At 70.8% G+C, this 23,922-nt stretch carries 19 protein-coding genes; 8 read left to right on the forward strand and 11 right to left on the reverse strand.

What is annotated here, in order from left to right; translation table 11 throughout:
* The first annotated feature begins 190 nt into the window (after positions 1 to 190).
* Complete coding sequence (locus tag ABIC70_RS20530; protein ID WP_182591775.1) at positions 191 to 2,839, forward strand: ABC transporter transmembrane domain-containing protein; 2,649 nt, start codon at positions 191 to 193, stop codon at positions 2,837 to 2,839.
* Between the two features lie 77 nt (positions 2,840 to 2,916).
* Entirely contained in the window at positions 2,917 to 4,353 is a 1,437-nt protein-coding gene (locus ABIC70_RS20535; protein ID WP_051976078.1) for a cytochrome P450, read from the forward strand.
* Here ABIC70_RS20535 and ABIC70_RS20540 read toward each other — a convergent pair.
* The 5 genes from ABIC70_RS20540 to minC (ABIC70_RS20560) all read right to left on the reverse strand — a co-directional run bounded on the left by ABIC70_RS20540 (position 4,343) and on the right by minC (ABIC70_RS20560) (position 8,158).
* Entirely contained in the window at positions 4,343 to 5,227 is an 885-nt protein-coding gene (locus ABIC70_RS20540; RefSeq protein WP_043382924.1) for an alpha/beta fold hydrolase, read from the reverse strand. The genes ABIC70_RS20535 and ABIC70_RS20540 overlap by 11 nt on opposite strands.
* 168 nt (positions 5,228 to 5,395) lie before the next feature.
* Entirely contained in the window at positions 5,396 to 5,737 is a 342-nt protein-coding gene (minE, locus tag ABIC70_RS20545; RefSeq protein WP_043346685.1) for a cell division topological specificity factor MinE, read from the reverse strand.
* A complete protein-coding gene (minD, locus tag ABIC70_RS20550) occupies positions 5,734 to 6,549 on the reverse strand; it encodes a septum site-determining protein MinD (protein WP_043346690.1) in 816 nt (271 codons plus the stop codon). Before minD ends, minE begins: the two co-directional genes overlap by 4 nt.
* A gap of 13 nt (positions 6,550 to 6,562) precedes the next feature.
* Positions 6,563 to 7,291 (reverse strand): septum site-determining protein MinC, encoded by a 729-nt coding sequence (gene minC / locus ABIC70_RS20555; RefSeq protein WP_043382925.1) that lies wholly within the window; start codon positions 7,289 to 7,291, stop codon positions 6,563 to 6,565.
* Positions 7,292 to 7,489: 198 nt separating this feature from the next.
* Entirely contained in the window at positions 7,490 to 8,158 is a 669-nt protein-coding gene (minC, locus tag ABIC70_RS20560; RefSeq protein WP_354440965.1) for a septum site-determining protein MinC, read from the reverse strand.
* A gap of 211 nt (positions 8,159 to 8,369) precedes the next feature.
* On the opposite strand from minC (ABIC70_RS20560), the gene addA reads away from it, so the two are divergent.
* Together addA and trxA are read left to right on the forward strand one after the other, a co-directional pair.
* Positions 8,370 to 11,867 (forward strand): double-strand break repair helicase AddA, encoded by a 3,498-nt coding sequence (gene addA / locus ABIC70_RS20565; RefSeq protein ID WP_354440896.1) that lies wholly within the window; start codon positions 8,370 to 8,372, stop codon positions 11,865 to 11,867.
* Between the two features lie 204 nt (positions 11,868 to 12,071).
* Complete coding sequence (gene trxA, locus ABIC70_RS20570; RefSeq protein ID WP_010682902.1) at positions 12,072 to 12,395, forward strand: thioredoxin; 324 nt, start codon at positions 12,072 to 12,074, stop codon at positions 12,393 to 12,395.
* A gap of 120 nt (positions 12,396 to 12,515) precedes the next feature.
* Here trxA and ABIC70_RS20575 read toward each other — a convergent pair whose 3' ends face one another.
* The 4 genes from ABIC70_RS20575 to trpA all read right to left on the reverse strand — a co-directional run bounded on the left by ABIC70_RS20575 (position 12,516) and on the right by trpA (position 16,798).
* Entirely contained in the window at positions 12,516 to 13,415 is a 900-nt protein-coding gene (locus ABIC70_RS20575; protein ID WP_043346698.1) for an outer membrane protein, read from the reverse strand.
* Between the two features lie 233 nt (positions 13,416 to 13,648).
* Positions 13,649 to 14,974, reverse strand: coding sequence for a bifunctional folylpolyglutamate synthase/dihydrofolate synthase (locus tag ABIC70_RS20580; RefSeq protein WP_043346700.1), 1,326 nt, complete (start codon positions 14,972 to 14,974; stop codon positions 13,649 to 13,651).
* Positions 14,975 to 14,981: 7 nt separating this feature from the next.
* A complete protein-coding gene (gene accD, locus ABIC70_RS20585; RefSeq protein WP_043346702.1) occupies positions 14,982 to 15,878 on the reverse strand; it encodes an acetyl-CoA carboxylase, carboxyltransferase subunit beta in 897 nt (298 codons plus the stop codon).
* Between the two features lie 80 nt (positions 15,879 to 15,958).
* Complete coding sequence (gene trpA, locus ABIC70_RS20590) at positions 15,959 to 16,798, reverse strand: tryptophan synthase subunit alpha (protein WP_053609478.1); 840 nt, start codon at positions 16,796 to 16,798, stop codon at positions 15,959 to 15,961.
* A 210-nt stretch (positions 16,799 to 17,008) separates the two neighbouring features.
* Between trpA and ABIC70_RS20595 the strand changes: the two genes are divergently transcribed.
* The 3 genes from ABIC70_RS20595 (at position 17,009) to ABIC70_RS20605 (ending at position 21,342) form a co-directional block, all read left to right on the forward strand.
* The gene (locus ABIC70_RS20595) at positions 17,009 to 17,674 is read left to right on the forward strand and encodes an HAD-IA family hydrolase (RefSeq protein WP_354440899.1); all 666 of its coding nucleotides are present in this window, start codon (positions 17,009 to 17,011) and stop codon (positions 17,672 to 17,674) included.
* Positions 17,675 to 17,783: 109 nt separating this feature from the next.
* Entirely contained in the window at positions 17,784 to 18,566 is a 783-nt protein-coding gene (locus ABIC70_RS20600; protein ID WP_179697016.1) for a fumarylacetoacetate hydrolase family protein, read from the forward strand.
* A 103-nt stretch (positions 18,567 to 18,669) separates the two neighbouring features.
* Positions 18,670 to 21,342, forward strand: a complete 2,673-nt coding sequence (locus ABIC70_RS20605) for an MGH1-like glycoside hydrolase domain-containing protein (protein ID WP_354440901.1) — start codon at positions 18,670 to 18,672, stop codon at positions 21,340 to 21,342.
* Positions 21,343 to 21,381: 39 nt separating this feature from the next.
* Here the strand turns inward: ABIC70_RS20605 and ABIC70_RS20610 are convergent, their stop codons facing one another.
* Complete coding sequence (locus tag ABIC70_RS20610; RefSeq protein WP_182591780.1) at positions 21,382 to 21,789, reverse strand: Ros/MucR family transcriptional regulator; 408 nt, start codon at positions 21,787 to 21,789, stop codon at positions 21,382 to 21,384.
* Between the two features lie 312 nt (positions 21,790 to 22,101).
* Here ABIC70_RS20610 and ABIC70_RS20615 point away from each other — a divergent pair, with 312 nt between their 5' ends.
* A complete protein-coding gene (locus ABIC70_RS20615; RefSeq protein ID WP_354440903.1) occupies positions 22,102 to 23,199 on the forward strand; it encodes an NAD(P)/FAD-dependent oxidoreductase in 1,098 nt (365 codons plus the stop codon).
* A 4-nt stretch (positions 23,200 to 23,203) separates the two neighbouring features.
* On the opposite strand, the gene ABIC70_RS20620 is transcribed toward ABIC70_RS20615, so the two are convergent.
* Positions 23,204 to 23,920 carry an LrgB family protein gene (locus tag ABIC70_RS20620; protein WP_043346714.1) on the reverse strand — a complete coding sequence of 239 codons (717 nt, stop codon included), beginning with the start codon at positions 23,918 to 23,920 and terminating at the stop codon, positions 23,204 to 23,206.
* Positions 23,921 to 23,922: the final 2 nt, after the last annotated feature.

Raw genomic sequence — 23,922 nt, forward strand, 5'->3', positions numbered from 1 at the left:
GCATGCCCCCCGCATCGCAGGATACCCTATATGACGGCGCGATCACGCCGCGACCGGCGCGCCGCCGTCCGTATCGGGGTGTATTGGATGAAACCGGATCCCTCGGGTAGCGTATCGACCAGGGTCAAGCGTCCGACTGCGGCGATTCGGCCCTCGGGCCGCCAGGGCGGGCTTTCGTCGGAAGGACACGATGCGCGCGCTTGAGCCGCGGCTGTTCCCGTACATCTGGCGCTATTCGAAGGGCAATCAGCTCAGGATCTGCGCCGTCGTGCTGGCGTCGCTCCCGTTCTACTTCGCCTCCCTCGACCTGCCGAAGCGCATCGTCAACGACGCGATCACCGGCAAGGCCTACGCGCATGGCGAGGCGACCGCCCCATTCCTCGAACTCACCGTGGACTGGCCCGCGGCGCTCGGCGGCGGCACGACGCACCTGTTCGAGGGCTTCCAGCTCGACCGCTTCGAGCTGCTCCTGAGCCTGTCGAGCCTGTTCCTCGGCCTCGTCCTGATCAACGGCGCGTTCAAGTTCTGGATCAACCTGCAGAAGGGCATGCTCGGCGAGCGGATGCTGCGCCGCCTGCGCTTCCAGCTCTTCGCGCTGATGCTGCGTTTCTCGCCGGAGACGCAGCGGGAGGTGAAATCCTCCGAGACGGCGACGATCATTCGCGACGAGGTCGAGCCGATCGGCGCCTTCATCGGCGACGCCATTGTGGTGCCGGTGTTCCAGGGCTGCCAGGCCGCCACCGCGCTGGCCTTCATCATGATGCAGAACATCTGGCTCGGCATCGCGGCCGGCGGCATGGTCGCCGTGCAGATGATCGTGATTCCGCGGCTGCGACGGGAGATCATCCGCCTGAGCCGGCAGCGCCAGATCGCCTCCCGGGCCCTGGCCGGCCGCGTCGCCGAAGTGCTCGACGGGCTGCAGGCGGTGATGCTCAACGACACCGGCCGCTGGGAGCGGGCCGAGATCGGCGGACGGCTCTACGACCTCTACGACCTGCGGCTGAAAATCTACCGCCGCAAGTTCGCGGTAAAGTACCTCAACAACCTGCTCGCGCAGGTGACGCCGTTCCTGTTTTACGCGATCGGCGGGTACTTCGCCCTGAAGGGAGAGCTCGACATCGGCCAGCTCGTGGCGGTGCTCGCCGCCTATCGCGATCTGCCCCCGCCCCTCAAGGAGCTGATCGACTGGGATCAGCAGCGCCTCGACGTCGAGGTCAAGTACGAGACCGTGGCGGCCCATTTCGGCCCGCACCGCCTGCGGCCGGTGGAGCGCGAAGCCGAGCTGCCGCCGCCACGCCTCGGCAGCCCGCTGCGTCTCGAAGGCCTGTCCCTGCGCGATCCGCAGGGGGGCGCCCCGATCGAGGTCGGCGACGCCGAGATCCGCCTGCCGGGGCGGCTTGCCCTGGTGCCGGCCGGCCCGGTGGCGCAGGAATTCGCCCGGGTCCTGGCCGGGCTGCAGCTACCGCCCGGGGGCACGATCCGGATCGGCGATCACGACCTGTCCACCCTGCCGCGACGGGATCACGCGCACCGCATCGCGTATGCCGGCATCCAACCCGTGCTGTTCCCGGGAACGCTGCGCGACAATGTCCTGTACGGGCTGCGCGTCCAGCCGCTGCGCACGCACATCCTCGATCTCAGCAAGACGCGGATCAACGAGGCGGTGAAGACCGGCAATCCCTGCGACAGCGTCGACGATCCCTGGATCGATTTCGGACGCCTCGGGGTTCGCGACGCCCTGGATCTCGACGATCGTCTGCTCGACCTGCTCGGCCGGCTCGACCTCGGCGACGATCTCTACAGGTTCGGGCTCGGCGCCCTCAGTTCGGTGGCCCACGACACGCCGGTGGGCCAGCGGATGATCGCGGCGCGGGAGCACCTGCGGGAGCATTTCGCCCAGAAGGGCCTCGCCGACCTCGTGATCCCGTTCGCCCGGGGCCGCTACAACGATCAGGCGACCGTGGCGGAGAACCTGCTGTTCGGCGTCCCCCGGGATACGTCGCTGACGGATCCGCGCCGTCTCGCCGGCGTGCCCATGTTCCGCGAGGCGCTGGAGAAGGTGAAGCTCCTCGACGAACTCGACCGGATGGGCGTCGCCATCGCCAGCAACCTGAAGGACATTTTCGCCGACGTGCCGCCGGGCCACCCGCTGTTCCGGCGGTTCTCGCTGATCACCCCGGACGCGCTGCCGGATTATCTGCGCCGCCTCGGTCGCCTGCCCGCGGCGGGGCGCCTCAGCGAAGCCGACAGCGTGGCCTTCCTGGCGCTGGCCCTGGCCTATGTCGAGCCGCGGATGCGCTTCGGCCTCCTCAATCAACCGCTAACCAAGCGGATCGTCGGCGCACGGGGTGTCGTGCAGGGCTTCATGCACGGCGACGACGGATACGACGTCGAATCCTACGATCCGAACCGGATCAACCCGCGCAGCACCGTGCTGGACAACCTGCTGTTCGGCCGCATCGACACGGTGCGGATGCACGGCGAGACGCTGATCCAGCGGGAAGCCCGCGCGGTGTTCCGGGAATTCGACCTGGAGCGGCCGATCCAGCGGCGCGGCCTCGAGAAGGAGGTCGGAAATCGCGGGCAGCTCCTGCCGGAGCGGGTCCGGGTGCGTATTGGCCTCGCCCGGGCGATCCTGCGCGAGCCGGAGATCCTCGTGGTCGACCGGGTGGACGAGCATCTGGAGCACGGCGTCGGGACGCTGCTCGACGTGACGGAAGCCACCCTGCCCCGTGCCAGCCTGGTGGCCAGCCTCTCGACGGACTCGGATCCGGCCCGCTTCCCCGCGCGATTGGCGCTCGGAAGTGCCGAAACGCGCCTGCGGACGGCGGCGGAATGACGTAGGCGTGACCGGTCCGCGCGGCGTGCGGGCGGCGGTTTACAGGCTTGCCCGTCTTCGGCACAGGATGGCGCCACATGCCCATACTTTCGGACGCGAGCGCGAGACCGGACCGGACGACCCCGAGCCTTGCCGGCCTGCCGCGCGTGGTGCCGCCGCACCGTGCGCCACCGGAGCGGGAGCTGCCGCTCGCCGCCTACCTGCGCTCGATCCGCGACAACGCGCTGGAGGGGTTCCCCCGGCGCGCCTTCGAGGAGCCGGTCACCCGCCGGGGGCTTCTCGGACGGTCGAGCTTCGTCCTGAGCGACCCGGAGGCGATCCGCCGGGTTCTGGTCGAGAATCAGGCGAACTACGCCCGCACCACCGGAACGACCCGCATCCTGCGCCCGATCCTCGGCGACGGACTGCTGATCAGCGAGGGTTCGGCCTGGCGGCACCAGCGCCGGACCCTTGCGCCCGCCTTCACGCCACGGGCCATCGACGGGCTGGTGCCCCATATCGACGCCGCCGTGGCGGACGGGATGGATCGGATCGCCGCCGAGGCTGCGACGGGGCCGGTCGATCTGTTCACGTCGTTCTACAGGCTCGCCCTCGAGATCGCCGGGCGCGCCATGTTCTCGGTGGGCATGGACGAGCACGGCGCGGAGCTGCGCCGGTTCATCGCCGAATATGCCGAGCGGATGGGCCGGCCGCATCTCCTCGACATCGTGATCCCCCCGGGCTGGCCGGTGCCCCTCGACTGGTCCCGCGCGCGGTTCCGCCGCCGCTGGATCCCGTTCCTCGACCGGATCATTGCGGCGCGCCGGGACGCCGAGCGGGACAGGCCGCACGCGGGCGACCTCCTCGACCTGCTCGCGGCGGCGCGCAATCCGGATACGGGGGCCGCCTTCACCGCCGACGAATTGCGCGACCAGGTCGCCACCATGATCCTGGCCGGCCACGAGACCACGGCCGGCACGCTGTTCTGGGCGGCCTACCTGCTGGCCCTCGCTCCGGAGATGCAGGAGCGGGTCGCCGCCGAGGCGCGCAGCGCCGACCTGACCGATCCCACCGGCTGCCAGAGCGACGGGCGCCTGCCGCTCACCCGCGCGGTGATCGACGAGACGCTGCGCCTGTATCCCGCGGCGTTCGTGGTCGTCCGGCGGGCACTCGGTCCCGATTCGGTTGCCGGGCATGCGGTGAAGGCGAGCGACATCGTCATGGTCAGCCCCTGGGTGCTCCATCGGCACCGGACGCTGTGGTCGGATCCGGACGCGTTCGATCCGGGCCGCTTCCTGCCGGGCGCCCCCGCGCCGCGGCGCTTCGCCTACCTGCCCTTCGGAGCAGGCCCCCGGGTCTGCATCGGCGCGCAGTTCGCCCTGAGCGAGGCCGTCCTGTCCCTGGCGCGTCTGCTGGCGCGGTTCCGGCTCGTGCTCGACGAGCGCGAACCGGTCCTGCCCCAGGCGGTGGTGACGACGCAGCCGGACCGGCCGGCGCGATTCCGTCTGATCCCCCGGGATCCGGTCAGCCCTTGATCCCGGTGATCGTCGCCGAGATCGCCCGGGGATCGCGCATCGGCCAGCGGCCGCTCTCCACCTGCGCCAGGAATTCGTCGAGGAGTCGATTGTAGGCATCCGGCTCCTCGACGGAGAGGGCGTGGCCGGTATTGGGCAGGACCGCGAGGGCCGCCGACGGGATCACCTGCTTCAGCATGAGGCTCGGGGCGAGGCAGGGCCAGTCCTCGTCGCCGGCGACGATCAGGGTCGGAACGGTCATGCGGCGCAAGGCGTCCGTGAGATCGTAGAGCGACGGGCGGCCCTTCTGCACGCCGGCCTGGGTGTTGGCCGAGCCGAGGGCCGAGTGTTCTGCGAGCATCCGCTTGAATTCGGCATGCCCGCGCGGATCCTTGGCCTCGAACTGCACCCGCGTCGGCCCGACGGCGTAGCGCTCGGCGAAAGCGGCCATGCCGTCGCGACGCAGCATCGCCGCGGTGGCGTCGGCCTCGGCGCGGAACATCGCCTGCCGCTCGGGTTCGGCGCCGTAGCCACAGCCGCCGAGACAGAGCGACAGCGCGCGGTCGGGATGCCGGAGGCCGAAATGCAGGGTTGCGAAGGCGCCCATCGAGATGCCGGCGACATGGGCCTTCGGCGCGCCGAGATGGTCGAGGATGGCCAGGATGTCGTCGGCGGCACGCGCCTGCGAGTAGGCGGAGACGGCCTCCGGGACGTCGGAAGGCGGGTAGCCGCGGGCGTTGAACGCGATCGCGTGGTAGCGCCTTCCGAAATGGCGCAGTTGCGCCTCGTAGCTGCGATGGTCGCCGGCGAATTCATGCACGAAGATCAGCGGCGTACCCCGACCGCTCTCCTCGTAGTGGAGCCGGATCCCGTCATCCGTCGCGGCGCTCGGCATGGCTACCCTTTCACCAATCTCCCCCGAGATTTGCGACATGGTGCGACGGCGCGCCCGGTCGAGAGCCGAGGTCGCGGATCGACAGGGGACCGGCACGACGAAGCCGCACCCGGCGGGCCGAGCGCGGCTTGCGGTCTACCGTGCCGGCGGGGATGGTCCCCGCCCGGCTCAAGCGGCCTTCTTGGAGGAGGCCGGCTTGGCCGACCCCTTGTTGGCCGCGACCTCGGCGAGCTTGGCCGCCAGCTTGGCGTCGAGCTTGGCCGAGGCACCGAGCGGAAGCTCGATGTCGAGGCCGAGGGTCGAGACGCCCTCGCCGCGCTCCAGGGTGACCTTCACCTTGTCGGGCTCGACCGCGACATGGTTGGCGATCACCGCCAGGATCTCCTCCCGGAGCTGGATCACGAGGTCGGGGCGACCCGACTCCGCGCGCTCGTGGGCGAGGATCAGTTGCAGGCGGTCGCGGGCGACCGCGCCGGAGCTGCGCTTCTGGAACAGTCCGAGGATGCTCACGCCGCCCTCCGCATGAACAGCTTGTCGAGGAAGGACTTGCGCTCGACCGGCAGGCTCATCGGAACGGTCTCGCCCTTGAGACGGCGGGCCGCATCGGCATAGGCCCGCGCCGGGGCGCAGAGCGGGTTGTTGAGGGTCACCGGGCAGCCGAGGTTCGAGGCGCGCAGCACCTCCTGGCTCTCCGGGATGATCGCGAGCAGCGGGATCGACAGGATGTCGAGCACGTCCTCGGTCTTGAGCATGTCGCCGCGGTCGGCCCGCATCGGGTCGTAGCGGGTGAGGATCAGGTGCTTCTCCATGTCCTCGCCCTTCTCCGCCTTGGCGGTCTTGGAATCGAGGAGGCCGATGATCCGGTCGGAGTCGCGCACCGAGGAGACCTCGGGGTTGGTCACGACCACCGCCACGTCGGCGTGGTGCATGGCGAGCTGGGCGCCGCGCTCGATGCCGGCCGGGGAGTCGCAGATGACCCAGTCGAACTTGTCGCGCAGCTCGTCCATCACCCGGGCGACGCCCGCGTCGGTGAGCGCGTCCTTGTCGCGGGTCTGGGAGGCCGGCAGCAGGTGCAGGGTCTCCAGCCGCTTGTCCTTGATGAGCGCCTGCGGGAGCTTGGCGTCGCCGTTGACCACGTTGATGAGGTCGTAGACGACCCGGCGCTCGGCGCCCATGACGAGGTCGAGGTTGCGCAGGCCGACGTCGAAGTCGACGACGCACACGCTCTGCCCGCCCTGGGCGAGGGCCGCTCCGAGGGCTGCGGTCGTCGTCGTCTTGCCGACGCCGCCCTTGCCCGATGTGACGACGAGAACCTTTGCCACGCGTCGATCTCCCTTAATCCAGGCTTGCCATTCGGATGTTGCCGCCATCGAGCCAGACCTGGGCGGCCTTGCCGCGCAGGGCCGTGCCCATGTCCTCCGCCGTCCGCACGAGGCGGTCGATCCCCAGCAACTCGGGTTCGAATTTGCGGCAGTAGATTCGTGCGCGCGGGTTGCGCGCGGCTCCGGCGATCGCGCGACCGCGCAGGGCGCCGTAGACGTGGATGGAACCACCGGCCAGGATCTCGGCCCCCGAGGAGACCGAACCCATCACGGTCACGTCGCCGGTGGGATTGATGACGCTCTGGCCGGAGCGGACCGAGCCCTCGACGGTGATCGAGGTGACCACCTGCGGCTCCGGCTCGGCCGGGACGCTCGGGATCTCGACCTTCTCGGACGGGTGTCCCTTGACGAGAAGCGGCGGCAGGCCGTCCAGGACCGTGTCGGCGCCCTCGATGCCCAGGACCGCGATGCCGCGGGCCTTGAGTTCGTTCATTAACATTTCGAGGGCGTCCGGCTCGGGCTTGAGCTGGGCGCAATCCAGGATGACGGCCCGGCCTTTCAGCAGGGTCGGCGAGCGCTTGAGCGCCGCGTCGAGGCCCGCGAGCCACTCGGGAAGCGGCGGCTCGGGGGAGAGGGCCAGGGCCTTGAAGGCCCGTCCGCGCAGGCTGAGCGGCCGGGGCGCGGAAGGAGCCGCCGCGGGGGCGGTCTCCGGATCGATCGGCTCGGGGTGGGTCTCGCTCATGTCCGCCCGTTAAGAGTCCTTACCGGACCATTGACGGCGGGTATGGTTACCGAAGGGTTAAGTTTCTGATCCGGTCGGCAAATTCTGCCGGGATCCTTGTATCGGAGCAGCGGAGGACGCTTTCACGGCTCGACCGCGAGCGGAGTCAGGCGCCCCGTCCTTCGACCGACGGCCCGAACGTCGGCGGGGAAACGCCGCTCAACCCCGCTCGAACAGGTTGAGCTTGATCGCATCCTCCAGCAGCCGCACCTCGACGGCTTGCCCTCTGAAGGCCGGGTCGAGGTCGTCCGCGGCGCGGTACAGGCCGTCGATCGCCACCAGCTCCGGCTCGAACCGGCGGCACCAGATCCGCGCCGCCGGGTTTCCGGCCGCGCCGGCGATCGCGCGGCCGCGCAGGGCGCCGTAGACGTGGATCGAGCCGCCGGCGATGACCTCGGCGCCCGAGGCGACGGCGCCCAGGACCGTGACGTCGCCCTCGAGATGCAGCACGGTCTGGCCGGAGCGCACGGGGGCGTCGAGGATCAGCGAGCGGGCCGTCTCCTTGGGCTGGGGCTCGGTCGACGCGGACGCGTCCGAGGCGGATTCGTCCGGCGTGGCGACCTCGCCCGCGGGCCGGCCGCCCGCGAGGGCCGGCGGGGCGCCCGCCCCCAGGAGCGACGGCGCAGCGCCCTCGATCCCCAGAACGGCGATGTTGCGCGCAGCCAGTTCGGCGAGCAGCCCGTCGAGATCCTCGCGGGTGAGCCGCAATCCGGACAGGTCGAGGATCACAGGCCGGCCGGCGAAGAAGTTCGGGGCGCGGCGATTGAGGGCGTCCAGGTCGCCGAACCACTCGGCCACCGGGGGTATCGGCGCCAGGACGGTGGCCATGAAGGAGCGGCCGCGGAAGCGGATCGGCGGGCGCGCCGGCTCGGATGTCGGCTGGGTCACGGGCGTGTTCGGTGTCACGGACAGGATCGTCCGCATCCATGGGACGGCGCCGCGCCGGGGGCAATCCCGCAATGCCCGCTGTGACGCCTTGGCGGGCCCGCGGGCGCGTTTCTGTTGTAGAGAGACCCGGCAGCCGAGCCGGATTGGACCGTTGAGCAGCTCCACTTCGCACGCCCCCGCCCCTTTCGTCGTCGATGACCTCACCCGCGCCAACCAGCGGCGGGCGGCCGATCCGCGCGCCTCCGCCTGGGTCTCGGCCAATGCCGGCGCCGGCAAGACCAAGGTCCTCACCGACCGGGTGGTGCGGCTGCTCCTCGACGGTGCCCCGCCCGGGCGGATCCTCTGCCTGACCTTCACCAAGGCCGCCGCGGCCAACATGGCGATCCGCGTCTTCCGGCTCCTCGGCCGCTGGGTGACGCTCGACGACGAGACCCTCGCCGCCGAACTCGCCGACCTCACCGGCGAGCGCGCCGGGCCCGAGCGCCTGCGGCTGGCGCGCCGCCTCTTCGCCCGGGCGGTGGAGACGCCGGGCGGCCTCAAGATCGAGACCCTGCACGCCCTGTGCGAGCGGCTGCTGCACATGTTCCCCTTCGAGGCGAACGTGCCGGCCCGCTTCGTGGTGCTCGACGAGTCCAAGGCCCAGGAGCTGTTCGACATCGAGATGGCCAACGTGCTGGCCGATGCCGTGGCGAACGGCGACACGCCCCTCAGCGCCGCCCTGGCGCGGATCACCCCCGAGGCGACGGGCGACACCCTGCGGTCCGCGATCCGTTCGGCCATGCGGGCCCGGAGCTTCATCGGCGACGCGGCAGGCCTTGAGAAGGCCTTCGGGCGGCTGCACGGGGCGCTGGGCCTGGCGCCGGAGGATTCCGCCGAACGGATCGAGGCCGGGATCCTGGACGGCGGCCCCGGGTGCCGTCCGGAGGATCGGGAAGCGCTGATCGCAGCACTCCGCACCGGCAAGGCCAACGACGAGAAGCTCGCCGACGCCCTGGCGGCCGCCGAGGCCGAGCGGGCCGGCTCCGCGGATCTTCCCGACCGGTCCGAGGCCCTGGCACTCTACCGCGCGGTCTTCTTCACCCAGAAGGACGAGCCCAAGGCCGACAGCAGCCTCGGGACCAAGAGCGTGCCGGCCGATGCCAAGGCGGCGTTGCTCGCCGAGCGGGATCGGCTGGAGCCGCTGTTCGACCGCCTGCGCGCCGCCCGGGCCCATGCCCGGACGCGGGCCCTGTTCCGGATCGCCGCCGAGATCCACCGCCGCGTGGAGGCCCAGAAGGCGCGCCTCGGCGCCCTCGATTTCGACGACCTGATCCACAAGGCGCTGGATCTGCTCGAACGGGTCGGGGCCGGCTGGGTCCTCTACAAGCTCGATCGCGGGATCGACCACGTCCTGGTCGACGAGGCGCAGGATACGAATCCGGAGCAATGGGCGATCCTGCGGGCGATCACGCAGGAATTCGCCGCCGGCGAGGGCGCTCGGACCGGCAGCCGCACGCGCTTCGCGGTGGGCGATCCCAAGCAGTCGATCTACGGCTTCCAGGGTGCGGAGCCGCGGGAATTCGCCCTGACCCGCGCATCCTGGATCGCGGAATCGCGCTCGGCCGGGCTGACCTTCGAGGACGTGCCGCTCACCCTGTCGTTCCGCTCGACCGACCTCGTGCTGCGCGCCGTCGACGCGGTCTTCGCCATCGATGCGCACAATGACGGCCTGTCCTTCGAGGACACGGTGCGCACGACCGTGCATGCCAGCGCCCGGCCCGGGGCGCACGGCGCCGTGGAGCTGTGGCCGATCGCCGAGCCGGAGCCCGCCGCCGAGCCGGATGCCTGGACCGCTCCCGTCGACGCGCCGGAGACCAGCGCCCCGGCGATCGTCACAGCCCGCCGGGTTGCGCAGGCGGTGCGGACTTGGACCACGACGGGGGACGCCACCGGTCGGATCTGGCGCCCCGGGGACGTCCTGATCCTGGTCCGGAAGCGCGGGCCCGCCTTCGAGGAGGTGATCCGCGCCCTGAAGGGACTGGGCGTTCCGGTCGCCGGGCAAGACCGGCTGGAGGTCTCCGCCCATATCGCGGTCGCCGATCTGGTCGCCGCCGGGCGTGCGGGTCTCCTGCCGGCCGACGACCTGACCCTCGCCACCGCCCTCAAGACGCCGCTCGTCGGGCTGACCGACAACGACCTCGTGCGGATCGCCACCCGCCGCGACCTCGCAGAGACTCTGGAGGACGCCCTGCACCGCCATGCCGCGTCCGGCGACCCGGCCGCAAGGCGCGGGCTCGAGGCCCTGTCGGGGTGGATCGCGCTGGCCGGGCTCCACGGCCCGTTCGGCTTCTACGCGCGGCTTCTCGGACCGCAGGGGGGCCGGGCGAAGCTTGTGGCCCGTCTCGGCGGCGAGGCGGGGGACGCCATCGACGTGTTCCTCGCAGCCGCCGCCCAGGCCGAGACCGGCGAGGACGCGCCGTCCCTCGGCGGCTTCCTCGCCCGCTACGTCGGTGCCGAGGCCGGTCACACCGTCAAACGCGACCTCGAATCGGGCCGCGACGAGGTCCGGGTGATGACGGTCCACGGCGCGAAGGGTCTGGAGGCGCCGGTCGTGGTGATCCTCGACGGCTGCGAGCCCCTGGGCCGCAACGATCCGCCCCTCCTGCCGCTCCCGGCGACGGAGATCGCCCTGCCGCCGGTCTGGTCGGGCGGGCGGACCCAGGATTGCGCCGCCACCGACGCCGCGCGGGCGGCCCTGCTCGCGAAGGCCCGGCAGGAGCACAACCGCCTGCTCTACGTCGCCATGACCCGCGCCGCCGACCGGCTCATCGTCGCGCCCTTCCGCGGCCACGAGCGCGAGAGCGAGGCGGCGTGGTGCCGGATGATCCATGCCGGCCTGGAAGCGGCGCTCGGGGCCGGCCGGACGCTGGACCTGTCCTACGGACCGGCGACGTTCTGGCAGGATGGCGCCCCGCAGATGCCGGCCCCGGCGGCGGCGGCCTCCGCGGCTGCGCGGTCTCCGGAGCCGGAGCCGGACTGGCTGCGCAGCCCGGTCCCGCCGGAACCGGAGGTCGAGGCCCTGAGCCCGTCCGGCGCACTCCAGGCGGCGGACGGCGCGCGCGTACCGCCGCCGCGCCTCGCGGACGCGCAGGCCCGGCGGCGCGGGATCCTGATCCACGCCCTGCTCCAGCACCTGCCCCGCGTGGAGCCCGCCCGCCGGGAAGCGGCCGGGCTCGCCTTCGTGCGGTCCCGGGCGCCCGGCCTCCCGCGCGCGGCCCCGCGCGCGATCGTCCGGGCGGTCCTTCGAATCATCGATGACCCGGATCTCGCGCCTCTCTTCAGCCCGGATGCCCGCGCCGAGGTGGCCCTGTCGGGGCGTGTCCGGGCGGCCGGCGCGGAGCGCGCGGTTCAGGGACGCGTCGATCGCCTCGCTGTGACGGCGGACGTCGTCCGCATCGCGGATTTCAAGACCGGCCGCCCGCCCGAACCCGACGCCCCCCTCCCCGCGGCGGAGGCCGGCCAGATCGCCCTCTATGCGCGCCTTCTCGCGCAGATCTATCCGGGCCGGACGATCCAGCCGATCCTCGTCTGGACCTCGGGCCCGGTGATCCGCACCCTCGGCCCCGACGACGTTGCGGCGGCACTGGACCGGGTCGGCATCGAGGCGTGAATGGTCCGTTCCGGCCGTCCGGGCGAGCACGGCGACCGGCATGCGGCACCGCACATGGGTGGTGCGCCCACCGCGACGGCCGCCGGGCCGGGTCGGTCGGACTTCTTGACCGCGCGCCGGGGCGTCGCCAATTCTGGCGGGACCGCACGGGCCCCTGCCCGTTCGACGCCGTCCGACGGACGGCGGCTTCCGAAAGGTAACGTTATGGCGACGGTGAAGGTAACCGACGCGAGCTTCGAGCAGGACGTTCTCAAGTCCGCCGAGCCCGTCGTGGTGGATTTCTGGGCGGAGTGGTGCGGCCCGTGCCGTCAGATCGGTCCGGCGCTCGAGGAGATCGCCACCGACCTGCAGGGCAAGGTGAAGATCGCCAAGGTCAATGTCGACGAGAATCCGCAGATCGCCGCCCAGTACGGCATCCGCTCGATCCCGACGCTGCTGCTGTTCAAGAACGGCGAGCGTGTGGACCAGAAGGTCGGCGCGGCCCCGAAGGGCGACCTGTCGCGCTGGATCGGCGCCCAGACCGCCTGAGCCACTCCCAAGACCTAGACGATAAAAAAGAAAGCCCGGCCGCGAGGCCGGGCTTTCTCGGTTTCGAGCCCAAGATTATTGGTGGATCCCGGGGTCGAGCCCGGGATCCGGTATCAGGTCTTAGTACGAGCCGAACTTGTAGTTCAGGCCGGCGCGGACGACGGCGAAGGCGTTCTCGTTCCGGCTGATGCCGGAGAGCGAGTACACCGGCACGAGGCCGACCGGGGAGATCGCAGCACCAACCAGCGGCGCCTGGGCGCGTCCGTTGTTGTTGTCGAGGTTCACGTACAGACCTTCGACCTTCAGCGTGACGGCCGAGGAGCGGAAGAAGTTCAGGAACGAGTCGGTGGGCAGGGCGTACTCGACACCGCCGCCGACGGTCCAGCCGGTCTTGAAGTCGTTCCGGCGGCCAGCGAAGTTCTGCAGGCCGACGCGAGCGCCGTCATCCGTGCCGGTGGCGTAGGCGAAACCGCCGGTGGCGTACACCAGGGTCCGGTCGAAGGCCCAACCGAGACGACCGCGGACGGTGCCGAAGAAGTCGATGGTGTTGAGCGTGCCGTTGACCGGGATGAAGCCCGGGTTGATCGCCACGGCGTTGGTGGCGAAGCGAGCGCGACGGCCGAAGTCGAGGTACTGGGCGTCAGCCTCGAAGCCGATCACGGCGCCGGAGCCCGGGGTCAGCTGCCAGTTGTAGCCGATCTGGCCACCGCCCGAGAAACCTTCGCGGCTGTCGTTGCTGTAGATCAGCGACGAGCCGTTCGGCAGCAGGGCCTGGTAGGGAACGAGACCGCCCGGGACGAGAGCGACCGGGTTGCCGGGCGTCTGCACGAAGCCGCGGGTCGAGTTGCTGCTGGCGTCGAACGCGTAGCCGGCGTTGATACCGAAGTAGGCACCGGTCCAGGTGAACACCGGAACGGGCGTGAACACCGGCGGCGGCGCAGCGCGGCGCGGCAGGTCGGCGGCCGAAGCGGCAGCGGTGAGTGCGGTGAAAGCCGCGAGAGACGTGAGAAGCTTCTTCATTACTGTGATCCCCAGCATAAGCCCGATCGCCGATGAAATTATGCGATCGAGCCCCGGGAGGATGTAGCTTAGCTGCCACAGCGGGAGGAAAGCGTGGCCGTGGACGGGTTTCCGTCCGCGCGATTGCGGCGATTCGACGGATTTTCGAATGCAAAATCCGGACTTCACAGATGTCCGGCGTTCCCGCCACTTGATACGGCGGCCGCGCGCAGGTCGGCCGCACTGGAGACGACTCAGACCGGCGGCGTGTCGTTGGCGGCGAGAACCATGCCGGCCAAGTAGAGGGATCCGCAGATCAGGATTCGCGGGGGGCGCTCGAAGGCGATGTCCCGCACCAGGGCGAGGGCGGCCTCGATGCTCGGCGCCGCGTAGGTGGAGAGACCCACCTCCTCGCCGATCCGCGCGACCTCTTCGGCCGGGCGCGCGGCCATGGTCCCGGTGATCGGGACGGCCACGAGGGCGCGGGCGAGTCCGACGAAATTGCGCAGGAACCCGTCGGCGTCCTTCGTGCCGAGGAGGCCGACCACGAGGACAAGCGGCACGTCGCTCTTCTCGCCGAGATCCGCCATGGCGGCCGCGAGGATCCGGCCGCCGTCGATGTTGTGGCCGCCATCGAGCCACAGCTCGGTGCCGGGATCGAGCTGGGCGGCCAGACGGCCGCGGCCGAGACGCTGCAGACGCCCCGGCCAATCGACCTCGGTGAGGCCCCGCTCCAGGGCCGCCGTGCCGATATCGCCGAATCCGGCGGCGCGCAGCGCGGTGATCGCCGTGCCGGCATTGACCAGCTGGTGGCGCCCGGCGAGGCGCGGCCGCGGCAGATCGAACAGGTCGGTCTCGTCCTGATAGACGAGGCGGCCGCGTTCCTCGTGCACGGAGAAGTCTTGGTTGCCGACGAACACCGGCCCGGCGCCGACGGCTTCCGCACGCCGGCAGAGGACGGCATCGGCCTCGGCGTAATCCTGGGCGGCGATCACCGCCGGGCAGCCGCGCTTGAAGATCCCGGCCTTCTCGGTCGCGACCGATTCGACCGTGTCGCCGAGATACTCGGCGTGGTCGCGGCCGATCGGCGTGACCACCGCGCAGGCCGGCCGGTCGATCACGTTGGTGGCGTCGAGCCGGCCGCCGAGGCCGACCTCCAGGAGCAGCACGTCGGCCGGGCTCTCGGAGAACAGCAGGAAGGCCGCGGCCGTGGTGATCTCGAACATCGTGATCGGCTCGCCGGCATTGGCCGTCTCGCAGCGGGCGAACGCGTCGGCGAGACGATCCTCGTCCACGAAGTGGCCGCCGCCGATCCCGCCGATGCGTATCCGTTCGTGGAACCGGACGAGGTGCGGCGAGGTGTAGACATGCGCAGCCAGCCCGCCGGCTTCCAGGATCGACCGCATGAACGCGATGGTCGAGCCCTTGCCGTTGGTCCCGGCGACGTGGATCACCGGCGGCAGGCGGCGCTCGGGATGGTTGAGCCGCGCGAGCAACCGCTCGATCCGGCCCAGGGACAGGTCGATGGTGCGGGGGTGGAGCGCCAGGAAACGCGCCATCAGGGCATCGGACGAGGCCATCGCCGGGTCAGGCCGCCTCGGAGGGTGCCGCCGGCGCGGCGGCCTGGGGCGCTTGGGTCAGGAGGCTGCAGAGACGCGTGATCGTCTCCTTGAGCTGGTGCCGATGGACCACCTGATCGACCATGCCGTGCTCGCGCAGGTACTCCGCCCGCTGGAAACCGTCCGGCAGCTTCTCCCGGATGGTCTGCTCGATCACCCGGGGTCCCGCGAAGCAGATCAGGGCGCCCGGCTCGGCGAGGTGGACGTCGCCCAGCATGGCGTAGGAGGCGGTGACGCCGCCGGTGGTCGGGTTCGTCAGCACCACGATGTAGGGGAGCCGCGCCGCGTTGAGCCGGCGCACCGCCACCGTGGTCCGCGGCATCTGCATCAGGGACAGGATTCCCTCCTGCATCCGCGCACCGCCCGACGCCGCGAACAGCACGTAGGGCGTGCGCTTCTCCAGCGCCGTCTCGGCGCCGCGCACGAAGGCCTCGCCCGCCGCCATGCCGAGGGAGCCCGCCATGAAGCCGAATTCCTGCGCCGCGAGCGTCATCGGCAGACCGCCGACCCGGCCGAACCCGATCTTGAACGCGTCCTGCAGGCCGGTCTTGGCCCGGGCCTCCTTGAGCCGGTCGACGTAACGCTTCTCATCGCGGAACTTCAGCGGGTCGGTGGCGACCTCCGGCAGCGCCACGTCGATCCAGGTGCCCTCGTCGAACATCATCTTCAGGCGCGCCTGGGCGCCCATCTTCAGGTGATGCTCGGAGCCGGGAATGACCCAGTGGTTGGCCTCCACCTCCTTGTGGAACACCATCTGCCCCGTATCCGGGCACTTGACCCAGAGATTCTCGGGCGTCTCGCGCTTGAACAGGGTCTTGATCCGGGGGCGCACCACCTCCGAGATCCAGTTCATCGGTTCGACCATCGACTTGCGTCCGTCCGCTTCAAGCCCGCGCAGATATCAGGTGCGGCGCACGCCGCCGCCAGGGGTCCCCGATCCGGCCGTCAGGCGGCCCGTCCGACGCCCGCCGCCCGCACGCCCGCGGCGAGTTCCCGCACCAGCTCCGTCACCGCCGCGACGCTTCCGGCCTGAGGCCGGCCCTCGCCGTCGAGGGAGCGCACCAGGGTGTCCACGAGGGCGGAGCCGACCACGACGCCGTCCGCGCCCTTGGCGATCGCCGTCGCATGGGCGCCGGTCCTGACGCCGAAGCCGACGACCACGGGCAGCTCGGTGTGGCGGCGGATGCGGGCGACCGCCTCGGAGACCTTGCCGAAATCCGGTGTCGCCGTGCCGGTGATGCCGGTGATGGACACGTAGTAGACGAAGCCCGCCGTGTTCGCGAGGACCGCCGGCAGGCGCCGCTCGTCGGTGGTGGGCGTGGCGAGCCGGATGAAGGCGAGGCCCTTGCCGAGGGCCGGCAGGCACAGCTCGGAATCCTCCTCGGGCGGGAGATCGACGACGATGAGCCCGTCGACGCCGGCCGCCACCGCGTCGTCGAGGAAGCGGTCGACGCCGTAGGTGTGGATCGGATTGTAGTAGCCCATCAGCACGATCGGCGTGGTGTCGTTGCCGGCGCGGAAGCGGCGCACGAGGTCGAGGGTGCCCGCGACCGTCTGGCCCGCCTTCAGGGCCCGCAGGCCGGCGGCCTGGATCGCCGGGCCGTCCGCCATCGGGTCGGTGAACGGCAGGCCGAATTCCAGGATGTCGGCGCCGGCGCCCGGGAGCGCCGACAGCACCTCCAGCGAGGTCTCGGGATCGGGATCGCCCGACATCACGTAGGTGACGAGGACGGACCGGTTCTCCGCGCGGGCGCGGGCAAAGGTGGCGTCGATGCGGCTCGGCATGGTCGGATGATATTCGCGGTTGCAGGGCCGCCGACGGCCCGGGGTTGCACCCGCGCTACACCAAAGGCATCGGCCCGTGAAGCGGGCCGGGCTCCCGCGACAGCGCGCCGCTCGCGCGCCGAGTCGGTACCGGAGGCTCGCCAGCCCGCGTGACGCGGCCATGCGCGCGGGTCGGTTGCCGGGGCAGCGGCGGCGGCCTAGCGGTCCCCCATGCCCGAGACATTTTTCCCGACACGTCCCCTGGCCGCGCTCCTGTTCGACATGGACGGGACGATCATCAGCTCGATTGCGTCGGCGGAGCGGATCTGGTCGCGCTGGGCCGAGGCGCACGGCCTCGACGTGGCCGCCTTCCTGCCGACGATCCACGGGGTGCGCTCGGTGGAGACGATCCGGCGGCTGAACCTGCCCGGGGTCGATCCCGAAGCCGAGGCCGCCGCGATCACCGAGGCCGAGATGGAGGATGTCGGCGACATCATCGCGATCCCGGGCGCGCGGTCGTTCCTGGAGGCGCTGCCGCGCGAGCGCTGGGCGATCGTCACATCGGCGCCCAGGCGGCTCGCCGAGCGCCGGCTCGCGGCGGCCGGCATGCCGGTCCCCGACCTCCTGGTCGCCGCCGAGGACGTGGCGCAGGGCAAGCCCGCGCCGGATTGCTTCCTGCTGGGGGCCGAACGCCTCGGTGCCGCGGCGTCGGAGTGCCTCGTCTTCGAGGACGCCCCGGCCGGCATCCGGGCGGCCGAAGCCGCGGGCGCAGGCATCGTGGTGGTCACCGCGACCCATCACGAGCCGGTGACGACCGGCCATCCCGCGATCGCGGACTACACCCAGCTACGCGTCGCGGCAGACCGGAGCGGGATCCGGGTGACACGGGCCGGCTGAGGATCCCCGACCAGGCCCGCATCCGCTGGCGGCCGGGGCAGCCCCATCGTATCGCCGACCGAATTGTGCGGTCCGCGGCAGCACGCAGCCGGGCAGAAGGACGAAGGTCATGGCCACGATCAACAGGCGTCACGTGCTCGGGGCGGTCGCCGTGGGCGGTGCCGGGACCCTCGGTCAGGCCGCTGCAGGGGAGGCGCAGCCGGGCACGCTGTTCGCGCTGCCACAGGTCACCATTCCGATCCTGGGCGAGGCGCAGGTCTTCCCGGTCCGGCGGATCTACTGCATCGGCCGCAACTACGCGGCCCATGCCCGCGAGATGGGCTCCGACCCGTCCCGCGAGCCGCCGTTCTTCTTCCAGAAGCCCGCAGACGCCGTGCAGGTGGTCGCGAACGGCCTCGCCGACCATCCCTATCCGTCGCTGACGCAGAACTATCACCACGAGATCGAGCTGGTCGCCGTGCTGAAATCGGGCGGCCGGGACATCCCGGTCGGGCAGGCGCTCGATCACGTCTACGGCTACGCCACCGGCCTCGACATGACCCGCCGGGATCTCCAGCGCGGCATGGGCAACCAGAAGAAGCCCTGGGAGATCGGCAAGAGCTTCGACCACTCCGCGCCGATCACGCCGATCCTGCCCGTCGCACGGGTCGGGCATCCGGGGCGCGGGCGCATCCGGCTTTCCGTCAACGGCACGCTCCGGCAAGACGCGGACCTGTCGGACATGATCTGGTCGGTGGCCGAGCAGATCGCCGAACTGTCGAAAGCCTTCGAGCTCAAGGCCGGCGACATCGTCTACTCGGGCACGCCCGAGAATGTCGGGCCGGTGGTGCGGGGAGACATCCTCGCGGGCTCGATCGAGGGCCTGCCGGACCTGTCGATCCGCATCGTGTGACCCGATCCCGCGCGGATCGGGCCGCGGCGCGGGCCCGGACTTTCTCTGCCGGCGGCGCGGCACTATCGGTTGATGCGACCGCGGGGGCAGGAGCAGCGAGCCTATGACCAAGCCCAACGGCGTGCCGCGCAACCTCTTCGAGACCGCCGAGGGACGCCGTCTCGTGGAGGCCCGCTCCGACCCGGCCTGGCGCCGCTGGGGGCCGTATCTCAGCGACCGGCAATGGGGCACCGTGCGGGAGGATTATAGCCCGGGCGGCGACGCCTGGGACTACCTGCCCCACGACCACGCCCGATCCCGCGCCTACCGCTGGGGCGAGGACGGGATCGGCGGCTTCGGCGACCGGCATCTGAACTGGTGCCTGTCCCTCGCCCTGTGGAACGGGCGGGACCCGATCCTCAAGGAACGCCTGTTCGGCCTGACCAATCAGGAAGGCAACCACGGCGAGGACGTCAAGGAACTCTACTATTACCTCGACGGTATCCCGACCCACGCCTTCATGCGGATGCTGTACAAGTACCCGCAGGCGGCCTTTCCGTATGAGCGGCTGGTCGAGGAGAATGCGCGGCGCGGTCTCGACGACCCGGAATACGAGCTCCTCGACACCGGCCTGTTCGACGCCGGCCGCTATTTCGACGTCGCGATCGCCTACGCCAAGGCGTCTCCGGACGACATCCTGATGCGGGTCACCGCCACCAATCGCGGTCCGGACCCCGCCGACCTGACGCTTCTGCCTCAGCTCTGGGCCCGCAACACATGGTCCTGGAAGCAGGGCGTCCAGAAGCCGGAGCTGATGGCCGGTTCGGATGGCTCGGTCTGGGCGCGCCACCCCGAGATGCCGGGCCTGCGCTTCTTCGCCGAGGGCGCGGGCGAGTTGCTGTTCACCGAGAACGAGACGAACACGCATCGGCTGTTCGGCACCGGTTCGGCCGAGGGCTTCTACAAGGACGGGATCGACCGATGCGTCGCGGGCGGAAACCGGGCCGCCGCCAACGCCCTGTCGGGCACCAAGTGCGCCGCCCGCTACGATCTCCATCTCGGCCCCGGGGAGACGCGGACCCTGCGCCTGCGCCTGCGCCCCGAGACCGCGCCGGGCGAGCCCTTCGCGGATTTCGACGCCGTCTTCGCCGACCGGGAAGAGGAGGCCGACGACTTCTACGGGGCGCTTCAGGCGCCGATCGCCGATCCCGAGATGCGGCTCGTGCAACGGCAGGCCCTCGCCGGCATGCTCTGGTCGAAGCAGCTCTACCACTACGACGTGCGCGAATGGCTCAACGGCGACCCGGCGCAGCCCGCACCGGCGCCGGAGCGGCGGCACGGCCGCAACAGCGACTGGGCCCATCTGCGGGCCAACGACATCATCTCGATGCCGGATGCCTGGGAGTATCCGTGGTTCGCCTCCTGGGATCTGGCCCTCCAGGCCATCGTGTTCGGGCTGATCGATCCCGATTTCGCGAAGAACCAGCTCCTGCTCCTGGTCGACGAGGCCTACACCCATCCGAACGCCGCGCTGCCGGCCTACGAATGGGGCTTCGGAGACGCCAATCCGCCGGTCCACGCGCTGGCCGCCTGGCGGGTCTTCGAGCTGGACCGGGCGCTGACCGGCACGCCGGACCACGCCTTCCTGAAGCGGATCTTCAACAAGCTCACCCTGAACTTCACGTGGTGGGTGAACCGCAAGGATTCCGACGACCGCAACCTGTTCCAGGGCGGCTTCCTCGGCCTCGACAACATCGGCATCTTCGACCGGTCGAAGCCGGTGGGCGACGGCGCCTCGCTGACCCAGTCCGACGCGACGGCCTGGATGGCGACCTACGCTCTCAACCTGATGCGGATCGCCATCGAGCTGGCCCTCGAGGACCCGACCTACGAGGACATGGCCGAGAAGTTCTTCGAGCACTTCCTCCTCATCGCGGCTGCCACCGGCGCCGGTGTCTGGGACGAGCCGGACGGCTTCTTCTACGACGTGATCGAGACCCGTGACGGACAGCGCCTCCCGATCCGGGCCCGGACCATGGTCGGTCTGATCCCGATCTTCGCGGTGGCGGTCATCAATGCCTGCGATCTGGAGCGGCTTCCATCGCTGCGCGACCGGATGCTGTTCTTCCTGAAGAACCGCCCGGACCTTGCGACCCTGGTCTCGCGCTGGAACGAACCCGGCGAGGGCCAGACCGCGCTGCTGTCGCTGCTGCGCGGGCACCGGCTGAAGGCATTGCTGCAGCGCGCCCTCGATCCGAACGAGTTCCTCTCGAAGCACGGGTTGCGGGCCGTCTCCCGCGTCTATGCGGACGCGCCGTTCTGTTTCGCCTGGAACGGCAGCGACCTGGGCCTCGCCTACGAGCCGGCGGAGTCGCGCTCGCGCCTGTTCGGCGGCAACTCGAACTGGCGGGGCCCGGTCTGGATGCCGGTCAATTACCTGCTGATCGCCGGGTTGAACCGCTTCCACGACTATTACGGCCCGGATTTCCGGGTCGAGGCACCGACCGGTTCCGGACGGACCTATTCGCTGCGCGAGATCGCCGCCCACCTGTCACGGCGTCTGATCGGACTCTCGACCCGCGGCCCGGACGGGCGACGGCCCGTCTACGGGGACAGCCGGATCGAACAGGAGGATCCGCATTTCCGCGATCTGGTCCTGTTCTACGAATATTACCACGGCGACACGGGTCGCGGGGTCGGCGCCGCGCACCAGACCGGATGGTCGGGGCTCGTGGCCCTGCTGATCCAGGAGGTGGCGACCGCGGGCGCCGAGGTCCCGGCCCTGGACTGGACGTGACGGTCGCCCCTCGCCGGCACCGGCGAGGGATCGCGCCGGCTATTCCGCGGCCTGCTGCATCCGCAGGCGCTGCCCCTGCCCGATCTGGCGGGAGATCGTCGAGCGGCGGGCGCTGTAGACCGCCGAGACCAGCGGGTAATCGACCGGCAGGCCCCACTTGGCCCTGTAGGCCTCGGGCGTGAGGCCGCGCATCGTCAGATGCCGCCGCAGGGCCTTGTAGGGCTTGCCGTCCTCGAAGCTGATGAGCGTGTCCGGCCGGATCGAGGCGCGGATCTGTGCTTCGGTCGGGCGCTTCACCTGCGGCTCGACCGGCCGGTCCAGGGCGGTGATGGAGCGGTGAACCTCGGAGAGCAGGTCGGGGAGCGTTCCCGCCGGGACGCTGTTGCGCGTGACGTAGGCGCTCAGGATCTTTGCGGCGAGTTCGACGCTCGGCGATGTCGTCGGCATGGTCATCACCTCGGTTCGACGTTGTTCGGTTGTGTTCGGTTGTGGCTCTCGTGGCTTCCGTCGGATGCTTCGCCGCCGACGGCCGGGTCTGTGTTCGTGAGACGGTTTCGGCCCCGGCCGGAGGCGGTGAATGACCCATTATGCGCCAGATCACCGTCGCCACAACCGAGACGCGCATTTGTGACGCCGATATTTCTACTTAGGATTGAGATTTAGGGTCAATGACGAATCAACGGACGCGTCGTGGTTCCGATTGAAGTGCGGTATTGAAGACTCACCTGCCCGTCGGGGCGCGATGGAGAGCCCGAAAACATGGAGGTCCTGGTCGTCGGAGCCGGCGTCGTCGGTCTCGCCATCGGGCGGGCGCTCGCGCTGCGCGGACACGCCATCGTGGTGGCGGAAGCCGAGGAGGCCTTCGGAACCGGCGTGTCGGCCCGAAGCTCAGAGGTGATCCATGCGGGCATGTACTATCCAAGCGGCTCGGAACGCGCGCATCACTGCGTCGCGGGCTCGCATCGACTATACAACTTTTGCGCGAGTCATGGTGTCCCGCATCGCGCCTGCGGCAAGCTGATCGTCGCGTCCGACGATGCCGAGGCCGAGACCATCGCGGCGATCCGCCGACAGGGCGAGGCCAACGGCGTGGCGGGCCTGGAGCTGCTCGACGGCGATGCGGCCCGGCGCCTGGAGCCCAATCTCACCTGCACGGTGGCGCTGCATTCGCCGCGCACCGGCATCGTGGACAGCCATGCGCTGATGCTCGCCCTGCTCGGCGAGATCGAGGATCACGGCGGCGCCCTCGCCCTGCGCACCCCGGTGGAGGGCCTGACGCAGCGGGACGGGCAATGGCAGGCCGCGTTCGGCGGTGCCGAGCCGGGGACAATGGCCTTCGACGCGGTCGTCAATGCCGCGAGCTTCGGCGCCCCGACCCTGGCCGCCCGCACGGAGGGCTACCCGGCCGAGCGCGTCCCGAGGCTGCGCCTCGCCCGCGGCAACTACTTCGGCTGCACCGGCAAGCCGGCCTTCTCGCGGCTGATCTACCCGGCGCCGCGGATCGACGGCGGCCTCGGCATCCACCTGACCCTCGACCTCGCCGGACGCACCCGCTTCGGGCCCGACGTGGAATGGGTGGACGGGTTCGATTACCGGGTCGATCCCCGGCGCGCCGAGGCCTTCTACGGCGCGATCCGGCGGTACTGGCCCGGTCTGCCGGACGGGGCGCTGTATCCGGACTATGCGGGCCTGCGCCCCAAGCTGACGGGGCCGGGCGAGGCGGCGGCCGACTTCCGGATCGACGGCCCGGCGGAGCACGGATTGCCCGGGATCGTGCATCTGTTCGGGATCGAGAGCCCGGGGCTGACCTCCAGCCTGTCGCTCGCCGAGGCGGTGGCCGACCGTCTGGACGCCTGAGGCCTCAGAACAGCAGGTGCAGCGCCAGGGGGGCGAGGATCGCCGTCACGAAGGCGTTGAGCCCCATGGCGATGCCCGCGAAGGTCCCGGCCACCTCGCTGACCTGGAAGGCGCGCGCCGTCCCGATGCCGTGGGCCGCGAGCCCGGCCGCGAAGCCGCGGGCGCGCATGTCGCGGATGCGCAGGAGGTTCATCATCGGCGTGACCAGGATCGCCCCGATGATGCCGGTGAGGATCACCAGGATGGCCGTGAGCGTCGGATCGCCGCCCAGCGCTTCCGCGATACCCATCGCCACCCCCGACGTCACGGATTTCGGGGCCAGCGAGACGAGGACCGGCTGCGGGATGTCGAGGAGCCGCGCGAGGGCGATGACCACGGCGAGCGTGGTGGCCGAGCCGGCGGCGAGGGCCGCGAGCATCGGCGCGAGGGCGCGCAGGACCGTGGCACGCCGCTCGTAGAGGGGCATGGCCAGAACCACGGTGGCGGGTCCGAGCAGGAAGTGGACGAATTGCGCGCCCTCGAAATAGGTCCCGTAGGGCGTGCCCGTGATGGCCAGGACCGCACCGACCAGGGCCACGGTGATGAGCACGGGGTTGGCGATCGGGTGCCGGCCCGTGGCCGCGGCGATCCGGTCCGCCAGGACGTAGGCGGTCAGCGTCACCGTCAGCCACAGGAGCGGCGTCTTGGCGAGATAGACCCAGAGCGAGAAATCGCCGCCCATGC

It is taken from the genome of Methylobacterium sp. 1973 (assembly GCF_040545035.1).
GTDB lineage: Bacteria > Pseudomonadota > Alphaproteobacteria > Rhizobiales > Beijerinckiaceae > Methylobacterium > Methylobacterium fujisawaense.

Bases quoted from the DNA above. Each gene is read 5' to 3' on its own strand.
- ABIC70_RS20530 (WP_182591775.1), top strand. From the start codon at position 191: ATGCGCGCGCTTGAGCCGCGGCTGTTCCCGTACATCTGGCGCTATTCG.
- ABIC70_RS20535 (WP_051976078.1), top strand. From the start codon at position 2,917: ATGCCCATACTTTCGGACGCGAGCGCGAGACCGGACCGGACGACCCCG.
- ABIC70_RS20540 (WP_043382924.1), bottom strand. From the start codon at position 5,227: ATGCCGAGCGCCGCGACGGATGACGGGATCCGGCTCCACTACGAGGAG.
- minC (WP_043382925.1), bottom strand. From the start codon at position 7,291: ATGAGCGAGACCCACCCCGAGCCGATCGATCCGGAGACCGCCCCCGCG.
- minC (WP_354440965.1), bottom strand. From the start codon at position 8,158: ATGGCCACCGTCCTGGCGCCGATACCCCCGGTGGCCGAGTGGTTCGGC.
- trxA (WP_010682902.1), top strand. From the start codon at position 12,072: ATGGCGACGGTGAAGGTAACCGACGCGAGCTTCGAGCAGGACGTTCTC.
- ABIC70_RS20575 (WP_043346698.1), bottom strand. From the start codon at position 13,415: ATGAAGAAGCTTCTCACGTCTCTCGCGGCTTTCACCGCACTCACCGCT.
- ABIC70_RS20580 (WP_043346700.1), bottom strand. From the start codon at position 14,974: ATGGCCTCGTCCGATGCCCTGATGGCGCGTTTCCTGGCGCTCCACCCC.
- accD (WP_043346702.1), bottom strand. From the start codon at position 15,878: ATGGTCGAACCGATGAACTGGATCTCGGAGGTGGTGCGCCCCCGGATC.
- trpA (WP_053609478.1), bottom strand. From the start codon at position 16,798: ATGCCGAGCCGCATCGACGCCACCTTTGCCCGCGCCCGCGCGGAGAAC.
- ABIC70_RS20595 (WP_354440899.1), top strand. From the start codon at position 17,009: ATGCCCGAGACATTTTTCCCGACACGTCCCCTGGCCGCGCTCCTGTTC.
- ABIC70_RS20600 (WP_179697016.1), top strand. From the start codon at position 17,784: ATGGCCACGATCAACAGGCGTCACGTGCTCGGGGCGGTCGCCGTGGGC.
- ABIC70_RS20605 (WP_354440901.1), top strand. From the start codon at position 18,670: ATGACCAAGCCCAACGGCGTGCCGCGCAACCTCTTCGAGACCGCCGAG.
- ABIC70_RS20610 (WP_182591780.1), bottom strand. From the start codon at position 21,789: ATGCCGACGACATCGCCGAGCGTCGAACTCGCCGCAAAGATCCTGAGC.
- ABIC70_RS20615 (WP_354440903.1), top strand. From the start codon at position 22,102: ATGGAGGTCCTGGTCGTCGGAGCCGGCGTCGTCGGTCTCGCCATCGGG.
- ABIC70_RS20620 (WP_043346714.1), bottom strand. From the start codon at position 23,920: ATGGGCGGCGATTTCTCGCTCTGGGTCTATCTCGCCAAGACGCCGCTC.